20 protein-coding genes are annotated in these 20976 nt (G+C 69.3%); 13 read left to right on the forward strand and 7 right to left on the reverse strand.

Annotation, left to right across the window (positions count from 1 at the left end; translation table 11 throughout):
* The first annotated feature begins 47 nt into the window (after nt 1–47).
* The 5 genes from ehuB to AOZ49_RS11790 all read left to right on the forward strand — a co-directional run bounded on the left by ehuB (nt 48) and on the right by AOZ49_RS11790 (nt 4288).
* On the forward strand, nt 48–956 hold the full coding sequence (ehuB, locus tag AOZ49_RS11770; protein ID WP_054430057.1) for an ectoine/hydroxyectoine ABC transporter substrate-binding protein EhuB: 909 nt from the start codon (nt 48–50) through the stop codon (nt 954–956).
* Nucleotides 957–965: 9 nt separating this feature from the next.
* A complete protein-coding gene (gene ehuC / locus AOZ49_RS11775) occupies nt 966–1619 on the forward strand; it encodes an ectoine/hydroxyectoine ABC transporter permease subunit EhuC (protein WP_054475465.1) in 654 nt (217 codons plus the stop codon).
* The gene (gene ehuD / locus AOZ49_RS11780) at nt 1616–2287 is read left to right on the forward strand and encodes an ectoine/hydroxyectoine ABC transporter permease subunit EhuD (RefSeq protein ID WP_054430053.1); all 672 of its coding nucleotides are present in this window, start codon (nt 1616–1618) and stop codon (nt 2285–2287) included. The genes ehuC and ehuD overlap by 4 nt, the downstream gene beginning before the upstream one ends.
* Nucleotides 2284–3054: an ectoine/hydroxyectoine ABC transporter ATP-binding protein EhuA gene (gene ehuA / locus AOZ49_RS11785; protein WP_054430052.1), complete on the forward strand. Its 771-nt coding sequence runs from the start codon at nt 2284–2286 to the stop codon at nt 3052–3054. The genes ehuD and ehuA overlap by 4 nt, the downstream gene beginning before the upstream one ends.
* A gap of 121 nt (nt 3055–3175) precedes the next feature.
* A complete protein-coding gene (locus AOZ49_RS11790; protein ID WP_054475467.1) occupies nt 3176–4288 on the forward strand; it encodes an NADH:flavin oxidoreductase/NADH oxidase in 1113 nt (370 codons plus the stop codon).
* A 69-nt stretch (nt 4289–4357) separates the two neighbouring features.
* Here the strand turns inward: AOZ49_RS11790 and AOZ49_RS11795 are convergent, their stop codons facing one another.
* The 3 genes from AOZ49_RS11795 to AOZ49_RS11805 form a co-directional block, all read right to left on the reverse strand.
* On the reverse strand, nt 4358–4984 hold the full coding sequence (locus tag AOZ49_RS11795; protein WP_169537467.1) for a dUTPase: 627 nt from the start codon (nt 4982–4984) through the stop codon (nt 4358–4360).
* 118 nt (nt 4985–5102) lie between these two features.
* On the reverse strand, nt 5103–5651 hold the full coding sequence (locus AOZ49_RS11800; RefSeq protein WP_054430047.1) for a hypothetical protein: 549 nt from the start codon (nt 5649–5651) through the stop codon (nt 5103–5105).
* 11 nt (nt 5652–5662) lie between these two features.
* Nucleotides 5663–6301: a DedA family protein gene (locus AOZ49_RS11805; protein WP_054430045.1), complete on the reverse strand. Its 639-nt coding sequence runs from the start codon at nt 6299–6301 to the stop codon at nt 5663–5665.
* A 105-nt stretch (nt 6302–6406) separates the two neighbouring features.
* Between AOZ49_RS11805 and AOZ49_RS11810 the strand changes: the two genes are divergently transcribed.
* From AOZ49_RS11810 to AOZ49_RS11835, 6 genes are all read left to right on the forward strand, one after another.
* Nucleotides 6407–7447 carry a metal-dependent hydrolase gene (locus tag AOZ49_RS11810; RefSeq protein WP_054430043.1) on the forward strand — a complete coding sequence of 347 codons (1041 nt, stop codon included), beginning with the start codon at nt 6407–6409 and terminating at the stop codon, nt 7445–7447.
* Between the two features lie 153 nt (nt 7448–7600).
* The gene (locus tag AOZ49_RS11815; RefSeq protein WP_054430041.1) at nt 7601–8368 is read left to right on the forward strand and encodes an IclR family transcriptional regulator; all 768 of its coding nucleotides are present in this window, start codon (nt 7601–7603) and stop codon (nt 8366–8368) included.
* A gap of 88 nt (nt 8369–8456) precedes the next feature.
* Nucleotides 8457–9161, forward strand: coding sequence for a dipeptidase PepE (gene pepE / locus AOZ49_RS11820; protein ID WP_054430039.1), 705 nt, complete (start codon nt 8457–8459; stop codon nt 9159–9161).
* The gene (locus tag AOZ49_RS11825; protein ID WP_054475468.1) at nt 9158–10087 is read left to right on the forward strand and encodes a DUF1177 domain-containing protein; all 930 of its coding nucleotides are present in this window, start codon (nt 9158–9160) and stop codon (nt 10085–10087) included. Before pepE ends, AOZ49_RS11825 begins: the two co-directional genes overlap by 4 nt.
* Nucleotides 10084–10773 carry an AroM family protein gene (locus AOZ49_RS11830; RefSeq protein ID WP_054430036.1) on the forward strand — a complete coding sequence of 230 codons (690 nt, stop codon included), beginning with the start codon at nt 10084–10086 and terminating at the stop codon, nt 10771–10773. The genes AOZ49_RS11825 and AOZ49_RS11830 overlap by 4 nt, the downstream gene beginning before the upstream one ends.
* 13 nt (nt 10774–10786) lie before the next feature.
* The gene (locus AOZ49_RS11835) at nt 10787–11776 is read left to right on the forward strand and encodes a Bug family tripartite tricarboxylate transporter substrate binding protein (RefSeq protein ID WP_054430035.1); all 990 of its coding nucleotides are present in this window, start codon (nt 10787–10789) and stop codon (nt 11774–11776) included.
* 93 nt (nt 11777–11869) lie between these two features.
* Here AOZ49_RS11835 and coaBC read toward each other — a convergent pair whose 3' ends face one another.
* From coaBC to AOZ49_RS11855, 4 genes are all read right to left on the reverse strand, one after another.
* Nucleotides 11870–13066 carry a bifunctional phosphopantothenoylcysteine decarboxylase/phosphopantothenate--cysteine ligase CoaBC gene (gene coaBC / locus AOZ49_RS11840; protein WP_054475470.1) on the reverse strand — a complete coding sequence of 399 codons (1197 nt, stop codon included), beginning with the start codon at nt 13064–13066 and terminating at the stop codon, nt 11870–11872.
* A 157-nt stretch (nt 13067–13223) separates the two neighbouring features.
* Nucleotides 13224–13748: a signal peptidase II gene (lspA, locus tag AOZ49_RS11845; RefSeq protein WP_054430031.1), complete on the reverse strand. Its 525-nt coding sequence runs from the start codon at nt 13746–13748 to the stop codon at nt 13224–13226.
* A 2-nt stretch (nt 13749–13750) separates the two neighbouring features.
* Nucleotides 13751–16612: an isoleucine--tRNA ligase gene (gene ileS, locus AOZ49_RS11850; protein WP_054475472.1), complete on the reverse strand. Its 2862-nt coding sequence runs from the start codon at nt 16610–16612 to the stop codon at nt 13751–13753.
* Nucleotides 16602–17567 (reverse strand): bifunctional riboflavin kinase/FAD synthetase, encoded by a 966-nt coding sequence (locus AOZ49_RS11855; RefSeq protein ID WP_054430028.1) that lies wholly within the window; start codon nt 17565–17567, stop codon nt 16602–16604. The genes ileS and AOZ49_RS11855 overlap by 11 nt, the downstream gene beginning before the upstream one ends.
* Before the next feature lie 63 nt (nt 17568–17630).
* On the opposite strand from AOZ49_RS11855, the gene purN reads away from it, so the two are divergent.
* Together purN and AOZ49_RS33955 are read left to right on the forward strand one after the other, a co-directional pair.
* Nucleotides 17631–18296 (forward strand): phosphoribosylglycinamide formyltransferase, encoded by a 666-nt coding sequence (purN, locus tag AOZ49_RS11860; RefSeq protein WP_054430027.1) that lies wholly within the window; start codon nt 17631–17633, stop codon nt 18294–18296.
* A 1253-nt stretch (nt 18297–19549) separates the two neighbouring features.
* Nucleotides 19550–20971 (forward strand): RsmB/NOP family class I SAM-dependent RNA methyltransferase, encoded by a 1422-nt coding sequence (locus AOZ49_RS33955; RefSeq protein ID WP_054475614.1) that lies wholly within the window; start codon nt 19550–19552, stop codon nt 20969–20971.
* The last annotated feature ends 5 nt before the right edge of the window (nt 20972–20976 follow it).

Here is a 20976-nt window from a genome sequence, read left to right on the forward strand (position 1 = left end):
TTTTAGCGAAGCCATGTACCTAGAAATAAATACGGGAGAAATAGACCATGATCGTCCAACGCACCCGCGCCATCCTGCTGGCCCTGAGCCTGGGCCTGCTGGCCGCCTGCTCCGACTCCGGTTCGGACAAGCCCGCGCAGGGAGCCAGCGCGCCCGCCGCCGGCGGTACGCTGGAAGCCGCCAAGGCCGCCGGCAAGATCCGCATCGGCTATGCCAACGAGGCGCCGTTCGCCTTCATGGACAGCAAGGAAGCCAAGGTCACCGGTGAATCGGTGGAAATCGCGCGGGTCGTGCTCAAGCGCATGGGCATCAACGAGGTCGAGGGCGTGCTGACCGAGTTCGGCTCGCTGATCCCGGGCCTGCAGGCCAAGCGTTTCGACATCATCGCGGCCGGCATGTACGTGACGCCCGAGCGCTGCGGCCAGGTGGCGTTCTCGAACCCGACCTATGGCGTGGGCCAGGCGTTCCTGGTCAAGCAGGGCAACCCGAAGAACCTGCATAGCTACGAGGACGTGGTCAAGAACCCGGACGCCAAGCTGGGCGTGGTGGTGGGCGCCATCGAAGCCGAATACGCGTCCAAGGTGAAAGTGCCGGCCGGCCAGATGGTGGTGTTCCCCGATGCCGTGAGCGCGCTGTCCGGCGTGCAGGCCGGGCGCGCCGACGCCTACGCGGCCACCGCGTTGACGGTCAACGACCTGATGGGCAAGACCGACGCCGGCAGCGGCCTGGAGAAGGCCGAGCCGTTCACCGATCCGGTGATCGATGGCAAGGGCGTGCGCGGCTACGGCGCCTATGCCTTCCGCACCGACGACAAGGCCTTCGCCGACGCCTTCAACGCCGAGCTGGCCAAGTTCATCGGCACCGACGAGCACAAGCAGCTGGTGGCGCCGTTCGGCTTCACGCCCGAGGAGCTGCCCAAGGACGTCACGGCCGCCAAGCTCTGCGCCGCGAAGTAGGGGGCGCCGATGCCGCTCATATCCGAACATATCGCCGAACTGGCGCCGCCGCTGCTGGAAGGCCTGGCGGTGACGCTGGAAATCATGGCGGGCGCCGTGGTGCTGGCGGTGCCGCTGGCGCTGGCGGCGGGCGTGGGGCGCCTGTCGACGCTGCGGCCGGTGCGCTGGCTGGCGTCGATCTATGTCGAGGTGTTCCGCGGCACCTCGGCGCTGGTGCAGCTGTTCTGGTTCTATTTCGTGCTGCCGCTGTTCGGCGTGCAGCTGCCGGCCATGCTGGTGGGCATCGTGGTGCTGGCGCTCAATGCCGGCGCCTATGGCGCCGAGGTGGTGCGCGGCGCGATCCGCGTGGTGCCGCCGGGCCAGCGCGAGGCCGGCGTGGCCCTGAACCTGACGCGCGGCCAGATCATGCGCCGCATCGTGGTGCCGCAGGCCATCCCGGCCATGCTGCCGCCGGCCGGCAACCTGCTGATCGAACTGCTCAAGAACACCGCGCTGGTGTCGCTCATCACCATCACCGACCTGACCTTCCGCGGCCAGCTGCTGCGCAGCGAGACCCTGCGCACCACCGAGATCTTCACGCTCATGCTGTTGCTGTATTTCGCGGTGGCGCTGCTGATCACCGCCGGCGTGCGGCTGCTTGAACGGAGGGTCCGCGTCCGATGAAACCGATATTCGACTGGTCCTTCGCGCTGGAGATCCTGCCCACCCTGGGCTCGGCGCTGGTCATCACCATCCAGGCCACGGTGCTGGGCATGCTGGTGGCCGTGACGCTCGGCCTGGCGCTGGCGTTGCTGCGGCGCTCGCGCCTGGCGCTGCTGCGGCTGCCCACGGCGTTCGTGATCGAGTTCGTGCGCAGCACGCCGCTGCTGGTGCAGATGTACTTCCTGTTCTACGTGCTGCCCCTGACCGGGGTGCGGATGTCGCCGCTGGCGACGGGCATCGTGGCGCTCGGCCTGCACTACGCCACCTATTGCGCCGAGGTCTACCGCGCCGGCATCGAGGCGGTGCCGCGCGGCCAGCTGGAAGCGGCGCGGGCGCTGAACATGTCGCCGTGGCGCACCGCCGTGGGCGTGGTGTTGCCGCAGGCGATCCCGCCGGTGGTGCCGGCGCTGGGCAACTACCTGGTGGCCATGTTCAAGGACACGCCGCTGTTGTCGGCGATCACGGTGGTCGAGCTGCTGCAGCAAAGCAAGATGATCGGCTCCACCACCTTCCGCTACACCGAGCCCCTGACGCTGGTCGGCGTGCTGTTCCTGGCGCTGAGCCTGATCGCGGCCTGGGGCGTGCGCGGCCTGGAGACCCGCCTGCAACGATATGGAGGAAAGCGATGAGTTCCAGCATCACCATCAAGAACCTGCACAAGCGCTATGGCGAGCTGGAGGTGCTCAAGGGCATCAACCTGGAGATCCCGGCCGGCCAGACGGTGGCCGTGATCGGGCCGTCAGGCTCGGGCAAGTCGACCCTGCTGCGCGTGCTGATGACGCTCGATCAGCCCAGCAGCGGCGAGATCGAGATCGACGGCGAGCCGATGTGGACCGACGCCCAGGGCCGCCCGGCCGGCGCCAATTCCGAGCACCTGCGCAAGGTGCGCGGCAAGATCGGCATGGTGTTCCAGCACTTCAACCTGTTCCCGCACATGACCGCGCTGGGCAACGCCATGGAGGCGCCGGTGCACGTGCTGGGCATGACGCGCGACCAGGCCCGCGAACGCGCGGTGGAATACCTGGAAATGGTCGGCCTGGGCGACAAGCTCGACGTCTATCCGGCGCAGCTGTCGGGCGGCCAGAAGCAGCGCGTCGGCATCGCCCGCGCGCTGGCGATGTGCCCGGAGATCATGCTGTTCGACGAGGTCACCTCGGCGCTCGATCCGGAGCTGGTGGGCGGCATCCTGCAGATCCTGCGCGACCTGTCGGCGCGCAAGAGCATGACCATGATCATCGTCACCCACCAGATGAAGTTCGCCGAGCGCAGTTCCGACCGCACGCTGTTCTTCGACCAGGGCAACATTGTCGAGGATGCCGCGTCGCAGACGCTGTTCAGCGATCCGAAGGAAGCGCGCACCCGGCAATTCCTGGACAGCGTGATCGAAGGTCAATAAGAATGGGTAATAAGGCCGGCGCCATCACGCCCTAAACCCCCACGCGGGCGTCGGAATTGGCGGCCCGGGCGGGTGTCGGCGCTATGCTGTGCATCCGCGTCCATCGCCCGGAGCCCTACGCATGAGTCATCTTTTCAGTCCCACGTCAGTCGGCAATGTCGAACTGGCCAACCGCATCGTCATCGCGCCCATGTGCGAGTACTCGGCCGACGAGGGCCGCGCCACCGATTGGCACATGATCCACCTGGGCCACCTGGCCCTGTCGGGCGCGGCGCTGCTGTTCACCGAGGCGACCGCGGTCGAGGCCGACGGCCGCATCTCCCCGGGCGACCTGGGACTCTGGTCCGACGAGACCGAAGCCGCGCTCGGTCGCGTGGTGCAGGCGGTGCGCCGCTATTCGCCGATCAAGCTCGGCATCCAGCTGGGCCACGCCGGCCGCAAGGCGTCGAGCCACGCGCCCTGGGAAGGCGGCCAGCTGGTGCCGCCGGAGCAGGGCGGATGGCAGGGCTGGGCGCCGTCGGCGTTGCCGCACAACGCCTCCGAGCCGGCGCCGCGCGCGCTCGACGCGGCAGGCCTGGCGCGGGTGCGCGACGCTTTCGTCGACAGCGCCCGCCGCGCCATCCGCCTGGGGTTTGACGCCATCGAGCTGCACGCGGCCCATGGCTATCTGCTGCATCAGTTCCTGTCGCCGCTGGCCAACCAGCGCGACGATGCGTACGGCGGTTCGCTGGAGAACCGCATGCGCTTTCCGCTGGAAGTGTTCCGCGCGGTGCGCGAGGTGACGCCGTCGTCGGTGGCGCTGGGCGTGCGGGTGTCGGCCACCGACTGGGTCGAGGGCGGCTGGGACCCGGCGCAGACCGAGGCGTTCGCGCTGCGGCTCAAGGAGCTGGGCTGTGAGTTCATCGACGTCTCCAGCGGCGGCGTGTCGTCGCTGCAGAAGATCCCGGTGGGGCCGAACTACCAGGTGCCGTTCGCCGACGCGATCAAGCGCGCGGTCGGCCTGCCCACCATCACGGTCGGCCTCATTACCGAGGCGCAGCAGGCCGAGGACATCGTGGCGCAAGGACAGGCCGACATGGTGGCGCTGGCCCGCGGCATGTTGTTCGATCCGCGCTGGCCCTGGCATGCCGCCGCGCAACTGGGCGGCCAGGTCAATGCGCCGCGCCAGTACTGGCGCTCGCAGCCGCGCGAGTTGAAGGATCTGTTCGGCGAGACCCGCTTCGGCCAGCGCTAGCGGCGCCAACTGCCGTCCCATGAAAAACGCCGCATGACGCGGCGTTTTTTTCGGGCGTGCGGGAGGCGCTTACAGGCGCGAATAGGCCGCTTCCAGCTCGCGGTGCAGGATGTCCGCGAAGTCGGCGCGGGCGGCGTCGTGCTGCGACAGCAGGCGCGCCAGCACCACGTTGTCCTCTTCGCCGTTCCAGATCTTGATGTAGGTGCCTTCCTTGTAGCCGTGCTGCTGGCGGAAGATGTTCAGCACGTTCTTGGAAACGTACTGGGTGTAGGCATCGTTCCAGCTCATCTCGCAGGCCGTCATGCTCTGCTCGAGCAGCTTGAAGCTGGCGCGGCCGCACACGGCCAGGCCGCCGATCAGTTCCAGCAGTTCGGGCACGTTCAGGCTGGCCAGCGCGTAGCTCTTGCCATCCAGCGTGATCGATGCGGGGCCTGCCAGGTCGGCCACCAGCGCGGCGGCGGCGGCGTTGACGTCGCCCTTGGCCTGCACGATGGTGTGCGACAGGTAGAAATGCAGGATGTCGACCAGTTCCATCTGCACCTGCGGCAGGTCGATGGTCTGCTTTTTCCACCACTTCCAGCCGTAGTGCTCCAGGGCCTCGGCCGATTCGACGAAGGCGGCGCGCAGGAAGCGGGCGCCACCGTTGATCCAGTCCGGATTGATCATGCTGTTCAAGTCGCCTTGCAGCTTCAGCATCGTGGCCGCCTGGGCCTGGTTCAATCCGACAACGTTATTCACTTTTACTCCGGTATTCGTGGGGTCTGTTCGACAGCGGCGGAAATGTTAGCACCAATGCCGCCGCGGCCGTGGCCGCTCACGCGTCCTTGCGGTACGACGAGGTCTTGAGCGGCGGCAGCTTTTCCAGCGGCCGCTTGCGCGGGTCGCGGGCGCCGCTGGCGGCCTTGAACAGCATCAGCGCGAAGAAGCCCAGGAACACCGCCGGCATGAAATCATCCAGGTCGAAGCGCGGCGCGTGCAGCGCCTTGAAGGCGACATTGACCGCGGCCCAGCCGGCCACCGCGCCGGCGATGGTCAGGAAGATGCCCTGCTTGCGCTGGCGCGCGCGCTTGGCCAGCGAGACCGCTTCGGCGTCGGTCTGGCCGGGGGCGACGGTGGGCGGCACGCTGTCGGCGCGGCGCGACTGCAGCGGCGGCGGGGCCGTCTTGCCCCAGGTCAGGTCGTTCAGGGAGCCCTGGCTCGGCACGGGCGCGGGCGTCGGCGCGGGCGTGGCCACCGGCGCGGCGGCCTGGCGCTTGGCCTCGGCCTTGCTCGGCACCCGTCCGGGCGTGGCGCCGCCGGCGCGCGACAGATTCTCGATGTAGCGCGCGAAGTCGCCGTTCTTCGGCTCCAGGTCGATGGCCATGCTGTTCTCCGCTAGTTGCCGCGACGGATGCGGGCCGGCTGCCGGCGCTTGCGCATCATCGCGACCAGAAGCCCGCATCCTAGCAGCACCGAGAAGCCCGCGCCGATCATCATGGCGATCTGCTGCGCGTTCTGGGCGGCGCCCAGGCTGCGCGCGGTGATGTAGCCCGGCGCCAGCATCAGCGGCATCCACAGCACGGCCGACAGCACGTTGGCCATCTGGAAGCGGCCATGGGCCATGCCCATGACGCCCGCCACGGTCGGGATGGTCGAGCGGATCGGGCCCAGGAAGCGGCCGATCAGCACCGAGGCGAAGCCATAGCGGTAGAAGAACAGCCGGGCGCGGGCGACGGCGGTGCGTTGCTGCTTGAGCGGCCAGCGGCGCAGCACGCTGGGGCCGGCCCAGCGGCCCAGCGCGTACGACAGGGCGTCGCCGACGATGGCGCCGGCAATGCCCCAGGCCAGGATGCTCCACGGGTCCAGCGTGCCCGCGCCGATCAGGCCGCCGGTCAGCAGCATCAGCGCGGTCGCGGGGATGAACAGGCCCAGCAGCACCATCGATTCCCCCAGCGTGAGCAGGAAGGTGATGGGGCCGGCCCAGGCCTGGTTGGTTTCGATCAGCACGCCGATCTTGTCGATGTATTGGTCCATGGGTCGAAACTTGAAAATTAGCTGAATGCAATCGGGTATCTTAACGCCTGCGTGATGGCCGGCAGGTGAAAATGGCGGTCCATCGAAGGCTTTCGTCGGAGTGTTATGGATTCGGTTACACAAGCCGTGCTGGGCGCGGGCATACAGGGGGCGCTGCTGGGGCGCGTGCAGGGGCGCCGGGCGCTGATCTACGGCGCCGCGCTGGCGACGGTGCCGGACCTGGACGTGCTGATGCGCTACCCGGATCCGGTGTCGCTGATGACCTACCATCGCGGCTTCTCGCACTCGATCTTCGTGCTGACCGGCCTGGCGCTGCTGCTGACCTGGCTGATACGCAAGTACTGGCCGCAGGCCCCCTATAGCGGCAGGCGATTGTTCCTGACGCTGTGGCTGGTATTGGTGACGCATCCATTGCTGGACGCCTTCACCGTCTATGGCACGCAGTTGTTCTGGCCGCTGCCATCGATCCCGGAAAGCTGGGCGGCGGTCTTCATCATCGACCCGGTCTACACCGTGCCGCTGCTGCTGGCGTCGGTCTACGCGATCATCGCGGGCATGACGCGCAACGCCCGGCGCTTCCTGGCCGGGGCGCTGATCTTCAGCACCGCCTATCTGGGGTTCGGCCTGGCCGGCCGCCTCGCCGCCGAGCACCGGGTGCGCGACGCGATGCAGGCGCAGGGCATTGCCGTCACCGAGCTGCGGGCAGTCCCCATGCCGCTCAACACGCTGCTGTGGCGCGTCATCGCCAAGACGCCCGACGGCCATTACTACGAGGCCGTCAGCAGCTGGTTCGATCGCGAGCCGCCGGAATGGCTGCGCCAGCCGCTGCATCCGGAACTGGGCCAGGCGCTGGCGGGCGTGCCGCTGCACCAGCGCCTGCGCTGGTTCACCGACGACTGGCTGCGCTATGACGCGATGGGCGATGCGCTGGTGGTGACCGATCTGCGCATGGGCATGGCGGGCCACTACAACTTCCGCTTCAAGATGGCCGAGCGCGGACCCGACGGCAACTGGCGGCCGGTGACCCCGTCCAGCTGGCCGGGCGAGCGGGGCGGCTGGGCCGAACTCAAGCTGGTGCTGGCGCGCATCCTGCATGCCCAGCCGCCGCTGCCGTTGGCGCAATGGGCGGACACCGCCACGCGCTAGACCGGCCTTCGAGCCCCGATACCCGCCGCGATCCGGCGGGTTTTTTCATGCCCCGCCGCGGCGCCGGGATGAGTCCGTATTGACCGTCCGTCCGGCCCTGCATTATTCTTGTTCGATATTAAGGAACAGTAGTTCCGTTTTGTGGAACATTGAATGAGTATTCTCGACGGCGTCCAACGCGTGCTGGCGCTTTATGCGGAAGGCGCGGCGGAGCTCAGCTTCACCGACGTGGCGCAGCGGCTGTCCATGCCCAAGAGCACGGCATCGCGCCTGCTCAACCAGATGCAGCACTACGGCATGCTGGACCAGGACGCGGCCTCGCGCCGCTACCGTCCCGGCCTGCTGCTGTCGCAGGCGGTGCGAGCCGGCCTGGCGGCGACGCCGCTGGATGAGGCCTGCCGCAAGGTGCTGGCGCGCCTGTCCGCCGACAGCGGCCTGACCGCCTATCTGTCCACCCTGAACCAGCGCGAAACCGTGGTGCTGCAGCGCCTGAATGGTTCGCACCCGGTGCAGGTGCTGTCGCCGCCCGGCTCGCGCCGCGCCGCCTCGGGCACGGCGATGGGGCGGGCGCTGCTGTCGCGCCTGAGCCAGGCCGAGTTCGACGCGCTCTATGGCGCCGATCCGGCGCAGTCGCTGCCGATGGAAGGCAAGGATTGTCCGGCCACCGTCGGCGAACTGGCCCAGCGCGTGGCGCAGACCCGCGCCGACCATTACGGCGTCGCCATCGACCAGGCGATGCCCGGCATCGGCGCCGTGGCGGCGGCCGTGCGCGATCCGTCCAGCGGCGAACTGCGCGGCCTGTGCCTGTCCTTCGTGTCGTTCCAGGTCGACGCGGTCCGCGTGGCCGCGTTGCGCGATGCCCTGACGCAGCAGGTCGCCGCGCTGGGGCGCGAACTGAACGATCCCTACTGGCTGGACTGACGCCCCGGCCCGATCCTTTTTACCGATTCCCGCTATCCGGCCGCGTTCGCGCGGCACTCCGACTTACCGAATCCACGGAACCTTGCACATGAACCTTCTGCTCCTCAGCAATTCCAGCAGCGACGCCGGCTACCTGGTGCACGCCTTGCCCGACATCCGCGAACTGATCGCCACGCTGCCGGCCGGCGCGCCGGCGGTGTTCGTGCCGTACGCCGGCGTCACCCGCGACTGGGACGACTACACCACGCTGGTGGTGTCGGCGCTGGCCGACACCGGGCTGGACATCCAGGGCCTGCACCGCGCCGCCGATCCGGCGGCCGCGCTGGAACAGGCCGCGGTCATCATCGTCGGCGGCGGCAACACCTTCAACCTGCTCGGCCAGCTGCGCCGCCAGGGCCTGCTGAGCGTGGTGGCGCGCCGCGTGCGCGAAGGCGCCGCCTACCTGGGCTGGAGCGCCGGCTCCAACCTGGCCTGCCCCAGCATCTGCACCACCAACGACATGCCGATCACCGATCCCGAAGGCTTCGACGCGCTCGGCCTGCTGTCCTTCCAGATCAATCCGCACTACACCAACGCCCATCCTCCCGGCCACCGCGGCGAAACCCGCGCGCAGCGCCTGGCCGAATTCTGCACGCTGAACCCAACCATGCCGGTCCTGGGCCTGCCCGAAGGCGCCGCGCTGCGCGTGCGCGATGCCGCCATCACGCTGGTCGGCCCGCACGACGCGACCCTGTTCCTGGGCGGCAACGAGCCGCGCGTGTTCCAGCCCGGCGTCCTGGAGATCCCGGCATGAAACAGGTCATCGATACCATCGAGCTGCTGTCCTCGGCCCATGTCACGGGCGAGGAGGTGGCGCAGGTCCTGCGCGAGGCCGGCCGCTGCGAGGTCGAGGTCACGCGCCTGGCGCGTGATGGCCTGGCCACCGACTTCCTCTCCATCGTCATTCCCGGTTCCGACGAGAATGCGCCGCAACTGGGCATCGTCGGCCGCCTGGGCGGCATCGGCGCGCGTCCGGCCGTCACCGGCCTGGTGTCCGACAGCGATGGCGCCGTGGTCGCCGTCGCCACCGCGCTCAAGCTGATGGCCATGGCGCGCCAGGGCGACGTGCTGCCCGGCACCGTGCGCATCCGCACCCACATCTGCCCGCGCGCCGGCACCCGGCCGCACCACCCGGTGCCGATGATGCGCTCGCCGTTCCCGATGCGCGAAATGATGTCGCACGAAGTCGATCCGCGCATGGACGCGATCCTGTCGGTCGACACCACCCGCGGCAACCGCCTGGTGAACCAGCGCGGCGTGGCGCTGACGCCCGTGGCCAAGCAGGGTTACCTGCTGCGCATTCCCGAGACCATGCTGGACGTGCTGGGCTGGGTCAGCGGCCAGCTGCCCCTGACGCTGCCGTTGACCACGCAGGACATCACGCCCTACGAGAACGGCCTGTGGCACGTCAATTCGCTGATGCAGCCGGCCATTGTCACCGACGCGCCGGTGGTGGGCGTGGCGCTGACCGCGCAGACCGCCGTGCCCGGCTGCGCCACCGGCGTGACCAACGCGGTCGACGCCGACGTCGCCATGCGCTTCTGCATCGAGATCGCCAAGCTGTTCGGTCAGGGCGCGATGACCTTCTTCGACGCTGCCGAATGGGGCGCGTTGCAGGCCCGCTACGGCTCGATGGCGCACCTGCAGACCACCGGCCAGGAACCCGGGGGCGCGCAATGAGCGCGCCCAAACCGCGCCGCGTGGCGTTCTTCACCATCGGCCAGTCGCCGCGCAGCGACGTGGTGCCCGAGATGGCGCCGTTGCTGGGCGCGCACGTGCGCATCGACGAATTCGGCGCGCTCGACGGCCTGGACGCCGCGGCGCTGGCCGCGCTGGCGCCGCGACCCGGCGAATACCGCTTCGCCACGCGCATGCGTGATGGCAGCCAGATCGAGCTGGACGCCGCCGCCGCCGAGGCCCGCCTGGCGCAGGTGATGCGCGAGGCCGACGCCGCCGGCTACGACCTGCTGGTGCCGCTGTGCACCGGCACCGCGATCGCGCCGATGCGCACGCTGGTGGTCGAGCCGCAGCAGGTGGTCGACCATCTGGTCGCCGGCCTGTCGCAGCACAGCCGCAAGGTCGGGCTGGTGGTGCCGCTGGAGGCGCAGGTCGACGCCTTCCACATGGCCGTGCCGCTGGAATGCCCGGCGGTGGTGGTGCATGCCTCGCCCTACGAAACGGACGCGGCGCGCGCGGCCGCCAATTTCACGCAGGCCGGCCGCGAATTGGCCGACTGCGATTTCATCGTCATGCATTGCATGGGTTACGCCGAACGCATGCGCCAGGCCGTGGCGCAGGCTTCGGGCCGCCCGGTCCTGCTGTCGAATCGTGTCGTCGCGCAGATGCTTGCGCAAATACTGGAATAAGGGAATCCATTTCATGTTCAGCCGTAGTTTGCAACGCGCCGCGGGCGCACTGTTCGTCGTCAGCACCCTGGCGGCCGCGCCGGCCATGGCCGCGGATGCCTGGAAGCCGACCAAGCCGGTGCGCCTGCTGGTCGGTTTCGCGCCCGGCGGCTCCGCCGACACGCTGGCGCGCCTGCTGGCCGAGCCGCTGTCGCAGCGCCTGGGCCAGACGGTCGTGGTCGAGAACCTGGCGGGCGCGGGCGGCAACATCATGGCGTACCGCCTGTCGCAATCACAGCCCGATGGCTACACCATCGGCATCGCCGCGGCCGGCTCCATGGCCATCACCCACGTGCTCAACGCCAAGGGCACCAGCTACAAGCCGACCGACTTCACGCCCATCACGCTGGCCGCGGTGCAGCCCAACGTGGTCATCGTCAACAAGGACGTGCCGGCCAACAACCTGGCCGAGCTGAAGGACTACTTCCAGAAGACGCCGACCGCCACCTACGGCACCGCCGGTGTGGGCATTTCCAACCACCTGATCGCCGAGACCATGCTGTATAAGCTGGGCGTGAAGGTGCCGCACGCGGCCTACCGTGGCGCGGCCCCGGTCATCACCGACCTGCTGGGCGGCCACATCGCGATGACGATGGACAACATCTCCACTGCCGCGCCGCTGGCGCTGCAGGGCAAGGTCAAGGCCATTGGCGTGGCCTCGCTCAAGCGCTCGCCGCAATTGCCCAACGTGCCCACGCTCGACGAGCAGGGCCTGAAGGGCTTCGACATGCCGACCTGGCAGGGCGTGTTCGCCCCGGCCGGCCTGCCGGCGGACGTGCTGGCCGCCTACTACGCGGCGCTGCAGGACGTGCTCAAGCAGCCGTCGGTGATCGAGAAGATGGCCGGCCTGGGTTCGGAACCGGTCAGCGGCATGACGCCCGAGAAGTTCGGCCAGTTCCTGGAGAACGACCGCAAGCAATGGGCCGACATCGTGCGCGCCGCCAACATCAGCCTGGAACAATAAGGCCACCGCGCGCGCCGGCCTTGGCGGGCGCCGCAAACAAAAACGCCAGACTCGCGTCTGGCGTTTTTTTTGGCCCGGACGAACGCGGGCGTGTCAGGCCGGCAGCCGGGCCGCGATCTCGGCGATCAGGCGGCGCGCGGCATCGAGCTTGTCGGCGGCCGGCAGCGGGTGCGCGCCCTGCGCGTCGAACAGCACCAGTTCGGTGGTGTCGGCGTCCATCACCTTGTGCGCCAGGTTGCCCACCAGGAGCGGGATGCCCTTGCGCTGGCGCTTGGCCTCGGCGTGCTCGGCCAGCTTCTCGGTCTCGGCGGCAAAGCCCACGCACCACGGGCCGTCCGGCAGCTTGGCCACTTCGGCCAGGATGTCGGGGTTGGGTTCGAATTCCATCTGCGGCGCGCCGCCGCCTTCGCTGGTCTTCTTCAGCTTCTGGTTGCTGACGTTCTTGACGCGCCAGTCGGCCACGGCCGCCACGGCGATGAAGATGTCGGCATCGGCGGCGCTGGCCATCACCGCGTCGTGCATCTGCCGCGCCGTCATCACCGACAGGGCGGTGACGCCGCGCGGCACGGGCAGGGCGGTGGCGCCGGTGATCAGCGTGACGCGGGCGCCGGCCTCGCGCGCGGCCCGCGCCAGGGCGTAGCCGGTCTTGCCCGACGAGCGGTTGCTCAGCACGCGCACCGGGTCGACCGGCTCGGACGTGGGGCCGGCGGTCAGCAGCACGTGGCGGCCGGCCAGCAGCTTGGGCTGGAAGAAGGCGATCAGGTCGGTCAGGATTTCATGGGCTTCGAGCATGCGCCCGTCGCCGGTCTCGCCACAGGCCTGTTCGCCGGCCGACGGGCCCAGGATGCTGATGCCGTCGGCGCGCAGTTGCGCCACGTTGCGCTGGGTGGCCGGGTTGGCCCACATCTCGCGGTTCATGGCGGGCGCCACCAGCAGCGGGCAGGCGCGCGCCACGCACAGCGTCGACAGCAGGTCGTCGGCCATGCCGTGGGCCAGCTTGGCCATGAAGTCGGTGCTGGCCGGCGCGATCAGCACGGCGTCGGCGCCGCGCGTCAGGTCGATGTGCGCCATGTTGTTGGGCACCCGCGGGTCCCAGGCATCGACGAACACCGGGCGGCCGGACAGGGCCTGCATCGTCACCGGCGTGATGAAGTGCGTGGCCGCTTCGGTCATCACCACGTCGACGACGGCGCCTTGTTCGGTCATGCGCCGCACCAGCTCGGCGATTTTGTAGCAGGCGATGCCGCCGGTCAGGCCGAGGACGATGCGTTTGCGGGCGAGGTCGAGCATGGGTGTCGGACGGCGGTTTGAATGCCGTCAAATCAGGGAACGGACAGTGATTTTATTCCGCATTGCCGCATCGCGCCGTTCGCCATGCATGCAGGGGGGGGCTCAAATAGACAAAAACCCGGCCGAGGGCCGGGTTTCGAAGGGGGCGGGGAGGGCGTCAGGCGCGCGGCTTGCGGGCCCGCAGCAGCTCGTCCAGCACCAGCAGCACGGCGCCGCAGCTGATGCCGACGTCCGCCAGGTTGAAGGCCGGGAAATACCAGTCGCGCCAGTAGAACAGCAGGAAGTCCACCACGTGGCCATACACCACCCGGTCGATCACGTTGCCGATGGCGCCGCCCAGGATCAGGGTCAGCGCCAGGCAGAAGCGCGGCTGGCCGCGGGTGCGGCGCAGGATCACGGTGATGACCACGGCGGCGACGATGCCCAGGCCGGTGAACAGCCAGCGCTGCCAGCCTTCCTCGGACGCCAGGAAGCTGAATGCCGCGCCGCGGTTGTACAGCAGCGTGAAGTCGAAGAACGGCAGCAGGTTCAGACGTTCGCCGTACTGGTACGAGGTGTTGAAGTACACCTTGGTCAGCTGGTCCAGGACGATGATGGCGAGGGCCAGCGCCAGCCAGCGTCCCACCCGTGCGGGCGGGGCGCTGGCGGGCGCCGCGGCGGCGTTGCCGTGGGGGCCCGCCATGCTCAGGCCTTGTCGCGGGCTTCGCCCGAGCCGAACAGGTTGGACACGCAGCGGCCGCAGATCTCGGGGTGATCCGGATCCTGGCCCACGTCCAGGCGCCAGTGCCAGCAGCGCTCGCACTTCTTGTGCTTGGACGGCGTCACCTCGATGCGGGTCTCGCCTTCGCCGGCGTGCACGGTGGCGCGCGAGACGATCAGCACGAAGCGCAGGTCGTCGCCCAGGCTGGCCAGCAGCTGCTGGTCTTCGCCGCTGGCGTACAGGTCGACCTCGGCCTGCAGCGACGAACCGATGTCGCCGGCCGTGCGCACTTCCTCCAGCTTGCGCTGGACCTCGGCGCGGATGGCGCGCAGGCGCGTCCACTTGGCCGACAGGGCCTCGGCATCGGCGAACGGCGGCAGCGCGTGGTAGACCTCGGTGAAGATGGTGACGCGGGCGGCGTCGGCCTGGTGCTTCAGGGCCGAGCCGACCAGTTCCTTCCAGGCCTCTTCGGCCGTGAACGACAGGATCGGCGCCATCAGCTTGAGCAGCGTCTGGGTGATGTCCAGCAGCGCGGTCTGAGCCGAGCGGCGGGCCACGCTGTCCACCTTCGAGGTGTACAGGCGGTCCTTCAGGATGTCCAGGTAGAACGCGCCCAGGTCTTCCGAGCAGAACGTCTGCAGGCGCGAGACCGCCGGGTGGAAGTCGTAGCGTTCGTAGTGGCCCTGCACCTCGGCCTGCATCTGCGCCGTCATGGCCAGCGCATAGCGGTCGATCTCGAACAGCTCGCCGTAGGGCACGGACTGCGACACGGCGTCGAAGTCGGCCAGGTTGGCCAGCAGGAAGCGCAGCGTGTTGCGGATGCGGCGGTAGCCTTCGACCACGCGCTTGAGGATCTCGTCGGAGATCGACAGCTCGCCCGAGTAGTCGGTGGAGGCGACCCACAGGCGCAGGATTTCGGCGCCCAGCGAATCGGACACCTTCTGCGGCGCGATCACGTTGCCGACCGACTTGCTCATCTTGCGGCCCTGGCCGTCCACCACGAAGCCGTGCGTCAGCAGGGCCTTGTAGGGCGGCTGGCCGTACAGCATGCAGCCGGTCAGCAGCGACGAATGGAACCAGCCGCGGTGCTGGTCGGAGCCTTCCAGGTAGAGGTCGGCGGGCCAGCCCAGTTCGGCGCCGTGCGAGCCGGCGAAATCGCCGTCCTTGCCGCCCAGCACGGTGGCGTGGGTGCTGCCCGAGTCGAACCACACGTCCAGCGTGTCGCGGTTCTTTTCGTATTGGTCGGCTTCATCGCCCAGCAGCTCGCGCGGGTCCAGCGTCTGCCAGGCCTCGATGCCGCCTTGCTCGACGCGTTGCGCGACCTGTTCCAGCAGCTCGGCCGTGCGCGGGTGCAGCGCGCCGGTTTCCTTGTGCACGAAGAAGGCCATCGGCGTGCCCCACTGGCGCTGGCGCGACAGGGTCCAGTCCGGACGGTTGGCGATCATCGCGTGCAGGCGGGCGCGGCCCCAGGCCGGGTAGAAGGCCGTGGCGTCGATGCCGGCCAGCGCCGATTCACGCAGGGTCGGGCCGCCGTCCTTGGGCCGCACGTCCATGCCGGCGAACCACTGGCTGGTGGCGCGGTAGATGATCGGCGTCTTGTGGCGCCAGCAGTGCATGTAGCTGTGCTTGTGCTTTTCGACGTGCATCAGCGCGCCGGCTTCCTTCAGGGCCTCGACGATCTTGGGGTTGGCGTCCCAGATCGACAGGCCGCCGAACAGCGCCAGGCTGTCGACGTACTTGCCGTCGCCCATGACCGGGCTGATGAAGTCGGTGTCCTTCATGCCGTGCTCTTTGCACGAGATGAAGTCTTCGATACCGTAGGCGGGGGCCGAGTGCACTACGCCGGTGCCCGAGTCGGCCGTGACGTAGTCGCCCAGGTAGACGGGGGCCTTGCGGTCGTAGGCGGCTTCGAACTGCGCCAGCGGATGGCGGAACTCGATACCCGACAGCGCCGCGCCCGGCGCGGTGGCGATGACTTCGCCTTCCAGGTTCCAGGCCTTCAGGCAGGCCTCGACGCGGTCGCGCGCGATCAGCAGCAGCGGGCCGAACTTGGGCGCGGGCGACACGCGCACCAGCGCGTATTCGATTTCGGGGTGCAGGTTCAGCGCCTGGTTGGACGGGATGGTCCAGGGCGTGGTGGTCCAGATGACGATGGCGCCGTCGTCGACCTTGTCCAGGCCGAAGGCCTTGGCCAGCTTGTCGTGCTCGGCGAACGGGAAGGCCACGTCCACCGCCGGGTCGACGCGGTCGGCGTACTCGACCTCGGCCTCGGCCAGCGCCGAACCACAGTCGAAACACCAGTTCACGGGCTTGAGGCCGCGGAACACGTAACCCTTGTCCAGGATGCGGCCCAGCACGCGGATCTCGTCGGCTTCATTGCTGAAGTTCATCGTCATGTAGGGACGATCCCACTCGCCCAGCACGCCCAGGCGCTTGAAGTCCTTGCGCTGGCGGTCGATCTGCTCGAGCGCGTAGGCGCGTGCCTTGGACTGCACTTCGGCCACGGGCAGGTGCTTGCCGTATTTCTTCTCGATCTGGATCTCGATCGGCATGCCGTGGCAATCCCAGCCCGGCACGTAGTGCGCGTCATAGCCGGCCATGTTGCGGCTCTTGACGATGATGTCCTTCAGGATCTTGTTGACCGCGTGGCCGATGTGGATGTCACCGTTGGCGTAGGGCGGACCGTCGTGCAGCACGAAGCGCGGACGGCTGCGGCTGGCGGCGCGGATCGCCTGGTAGACGTGGTTTTCCTCCCACTGCGCAATCCAGGCGGGCTCGCGCTTGGCGAGGTCGCCCCGCATGGGGAAGGGGGTATCGGGCAGGTTGAGGGTCTTTTTATAGTCCATGAACGGCAAAATAGGCGCGCGCGTTTCGCGCGTCTTCGGCGATGGCGGCAGTCAGGGAAGGGAGGTCAGGAAATTTTTCTTCGTCCCGCAGCTTTTGCAGGAATTCGATACGCACGAGTTTACCGTATGCGTTGACGGTCTCGTCGAGCAGGTGTGCTTCCAGCAGCACGCGTCCGCGGTCCTCGACCGTCGGGCGCACGCCCAGGCTGGCCACCGCCGGCAGGGCGCGCTCGGCCAGGCCATAGACCTGCACCACGTAGATGCCGGAACGGGCCGCGCAGCGCTCGGCCACCCGCAGGTTCATGGTCGGAAAGCCCAGGGTGCGGCCCAGCTTCTGGCCGTGGATCACGTGGCCGCTGATATGGAAGGGGTGGCCCAGCAGGTGGCGGGCCCGGTCCAGGTCGCCCACCGCCAGGGCGGTGCGCACCTCGGAACTGGAAATGCGGTGGCCGTGGCGGTCGGTGACGTCGGCCAGGGTCTGCACCTCGAAGCCGTGGCGCAGGCCGGCTTCGCGCAGCAGGTCGATGTCGCCGCTGCGCTTGTGGCCGAAGCGGAAGTCCTCGCCCACCAGCAGCCATTTGGTGTCCAGGCCGTGAACCAGCAGGTTCTCGATGAAGGCGTTGGCCGACATTTCGGCCAGGCGGGCGTTGAAGCGCTCGACCACCACCTGGGACACGCCGTAGCGCGCCAGCGCCGCCAGCTTGTCGCGCAGCCCGGAAATGCGGGTCGGCGCCAGCTCGGGGCGCTGGTTCAGCGTGGCGAAGTACTCGCGCGGGTGCGGCTCGAAGGTCATCACGGCCGGGGTCAGGCCCCGGTCGCGCGCGACCTGGCAGACCCGCGCCAGCATGGCCTGGTGTCCGCGGTGGACGCCGTCGAAATTGCCGATGGTCAGCGCGCTGGGAGCGCGCTGGGCGGGCGGCGGAAGGGATCGGTAGATGCGCAGCGGTGGTTTCACGAGCGAGAGTTTACAATTTTGGATTACGGGATTGTTCGTCATCCCCAATTTGGATCGCTCATCTTGCCGGAAACCTCTACTACAACGCGCCGCATCGTCATCCTGATCTCGGGACGCGGCAGCAACATGCAGGCCCTGGTCGAGGCCTGTCGCCAACAGGGCTGGCCGGCCAGCATCGCCGCCGTGATCGCCAGCCGCCCGGACGCCGCCGGCCTGGAATGGGCCGCCGCCCAGGGCATCGCCACCGCGGCGCTGTACCACAAGGACTATGCCAGCCGCGAAGCCTTCGACGCCGCGCTGGCCGCTGAAATCGACCTGCACGCGCCGGATTACGTCATCCTGGCCGGCTTCATGCGGGTGCTGACCCCCGGCTTCGTCAACCGCTACAGCGGCCGCCTGGTCAACATCCACCCGTCGCTGCTGCCGGCGTTCCCCGGCCTGCACACGCACGCCCAGGCGCTGGCCACCGGCGTGCGGGTGCATGGTTGCACCGTGCATTTCGTGACGCCGGTGCTGGACCACGGTCCCATCATCGCCCAGGGCTGCGTGCCGGTCCTGGCCGGCGACACGCCCGAAATGCTGGCCGAGCGCGTGCTGGAAGTCGAACACCAGGCTTTTCCGACCGCCGTGCGCTGGCTGGCCGAAGGCCGGGTTACCCTGACGAATGACCACCGGGTGGACGTGCAGGGCGATCCTGACCGCCTGTTCACCTGGTCCGCGGCGGCTTGAGCGCCGCCGTTGCGCACCGCGGGCCGCCTGACGGTCCCTGAATCGCTTTTATCGGGCGGCGCCTGGCCGCCCCACTGGAATACACCATGAGCAAACCCCAATCTCCGCGTTCCCGTCCGGCTGCCGAAGGCCGCGACGGCCGGTCCTTCTTCTCGCGCCCCAAGGGCGAGGCCCGCGGCGCGCAGGAACGCGCGCCCCGTGCCGAGCGCGCCGCCGGTGACCGCGAAGGCCGTCCGGACGAACGCCGCGACAGCCGTCCGACCCCGCGCCCGTCCTATGACGCGCCGCGCGGCGAAGGTCGCGGCGAACGCGCTTCCTTCGGCGACCGTCGCGAAGGCTCGGGGCGCCCGACGCCTCGTCCCTCCTACGAGGGCGGCCGCGGCGAGGGCCGTGGCGAGCGTGGCTCGTATGGTTCGGAGCGTCGTGAAGGCCAGGGCCGGGGCGGCGAACGCGGTTCCTTCAATTCGGACCGCCGCGAAGGCCAGGGCCGCCCGGATTCGCGGCCGTCCTACGGCTCCCCGCGCGGTGAAGGCCGTGGCGGCGAACGCGGTTCCTTCAATTCGGACCGCCGCGAAGGCCAGGGCCGCCCGGACTCGCGTCCGTCCTACGGTTCCCAGCGGGGTGAAGGCCGTGGCGGCGAACGCGGTTCCTTCAATTCGGATCGCCGTGAAGGCCAGGGCCGTCCGGATTCGCGCCCGTCGTACGGCTCCCAGCGGGGTGAAGGTCGTGGCGGTGAACGCGGCTCCTTCGGTTCGGACCGCCGTGAAGGCTATGGCCGCCCGGATTCGCGCCCGTCCTACGGCTCAGAGCGTGGCGAAGGCCGTGGCGGCGAACGCGGCTCCTTCGGTTCGGACCGCCGTGAAGGCTATGGCCGCCCGGATTCGCGCCCGTCCTACGGCTCCCAACGCGGCGAAGGCCGTGGCGGTGAACGCGGCTCCTTCGGTTCGGACCGCCGTGAGGGCCAGGGCCGTCCGGATTCGCGTCCGTCCTACGGTTCCCAACGCGGCGAAGGCCGTGGCGGCGAGCGTGGCTCCTTCGGCTCGGACCGCCGTGAAGGCTATGGCCGCCCGGATTCGCGTCCGTCCTACGGCTCCCAGCGCGGCGAAGGCCGTGACGGCGAGCGCGGCGCCTACGGCTCCGACCGCTCCGACCGCCGCGAAGGCCACGGCCCGCGCGACGCCGCGCCGCAAAAGCCGCAGTTCAACCGTCCGCGCCTGTCCTACGCCGCCAGCCGCATCGACCAGGTGCAGCGTGTGCTGGGCGAGATCCTGCAATGGACCTACCCGGCCGACGCCGCCCTGTCGCACTGGCTGCGCGGCCACCCCGGCCTGGGCGCGCGCGACCGTTCCGAGGTCGCCGAAGCCGTCTACGACGTGCTGCGCCACCTGCGCCGCTACCGCCAGTTCGGCGAAAGCGGCGTCGGCCCGGCTTCGCGCCGCCTGGCCATCCTCGGCCTGGCCGCCACCCTGGGCGCGGAAGCGCTGCAGGAAGGCCTGGACGCGGCCGAGGCCGAATGGCTGCAACGCGTGCTGCAGATCAACCTGGCGACGCTGCCCCGCGCCGTGCGCGGCAGCATCCCCGACTGGCTCGATGAGCGCCTGGGCGCCATGGAGAGCCCGGAAACCCTGATCGAGGCGCTCAACCGCCAGGCCAGCCTGGACCTGCGCGTCAATCCGCTCAAGGTCGAGCGCGACGCCATGCTTACCGAACTGCAGCAGAGCGCCGGCCGCTACGAACCCGTGGGCATGCCGTACTCGCCCTGGGGTATCCGCATGGAAGGCCGTCCGGCCATCAACCGCTGGCCGCAGTTCGAGAACGGCAGCATCGAGGTGCAGGACGAGGGCAGCCAGTTGCTGGCCCTGCTGGTGGCCCCGCGCCGCGGCGAAATGATCATCGATTTCTGCGCCGGCGCCGGCGGCAAGACCCTGCTGCTGGGCGCGCTGATGCGTTCGACCGGCCGCCTCTATGCCTTCGACGTCTCGGCCGCCCGCCTGGCGCGCGCCAAGCCGCGCTTTGCCCGCAGCGGCCTGTCGAACGTGGTGCCGGTGGCGATCGACAGCGAGAACGACGCCCGCGTCAAGCGCCTGGCCGGCAAGGCCCAGCGCGTGCTGGTCGACGCGCCTTGCAGCGGCATCGGCACCTTGCGCCGCAACCCCGACCTGAAGTGGCGCCAGCACCCCGAGTCGCTGGCCGAACTGGGCCAGCTGCAGGAACGCATCCTCAACAGCGCCGCGCGCTGCGTGGCGCCCGGCGGCCGGCTGGTGTACGCCACCTGCAGCCTGCTGGCCGAGGAAAACGAGGTGCAGGCCGATCGCTTCCTGGCCAGCCACCCGGATTTCGAGCGCGTGGATGCGGCCGAGATCCTGGCGGCCCGCTGCGACAACCTGAAGCTGGAAGGACCCTACGTCCAGCTGCGTCCCGACGTGCATGGCACCGACGGGTTCTTCGCGGCCGTCTTCGAGCGCCGCAAGAAGGGCGAGGCCGCCGCGGAAGGCGAAGCCCAGGCCGAAGCGCCGGCGGCAGCGGCCGAGCTGACGGAAGCGGGCGCCGAAGCGCCGGAGGAAGTCGCCGCGCTGGCGCAAGCGGACGCCGAGACGCCCGCGGCGCAGGAAGCGGGGGAGCCGGTGACGGCCGATGCCCCGGCCGAGGCTGCTCAGGACAAGCCCGCCGCCTGAGCGGG

The organism is Achromobacter sp. 2789STDY5608615 (assembly GCF_001298995.1).
Taxonomy (GTDB): Bacteria; Pseudomonadota; Gammaproteobacteria; order Burkholderiales; family Burkholderiaceae_B; genus Achromobacter; species Achromobacter insuavis.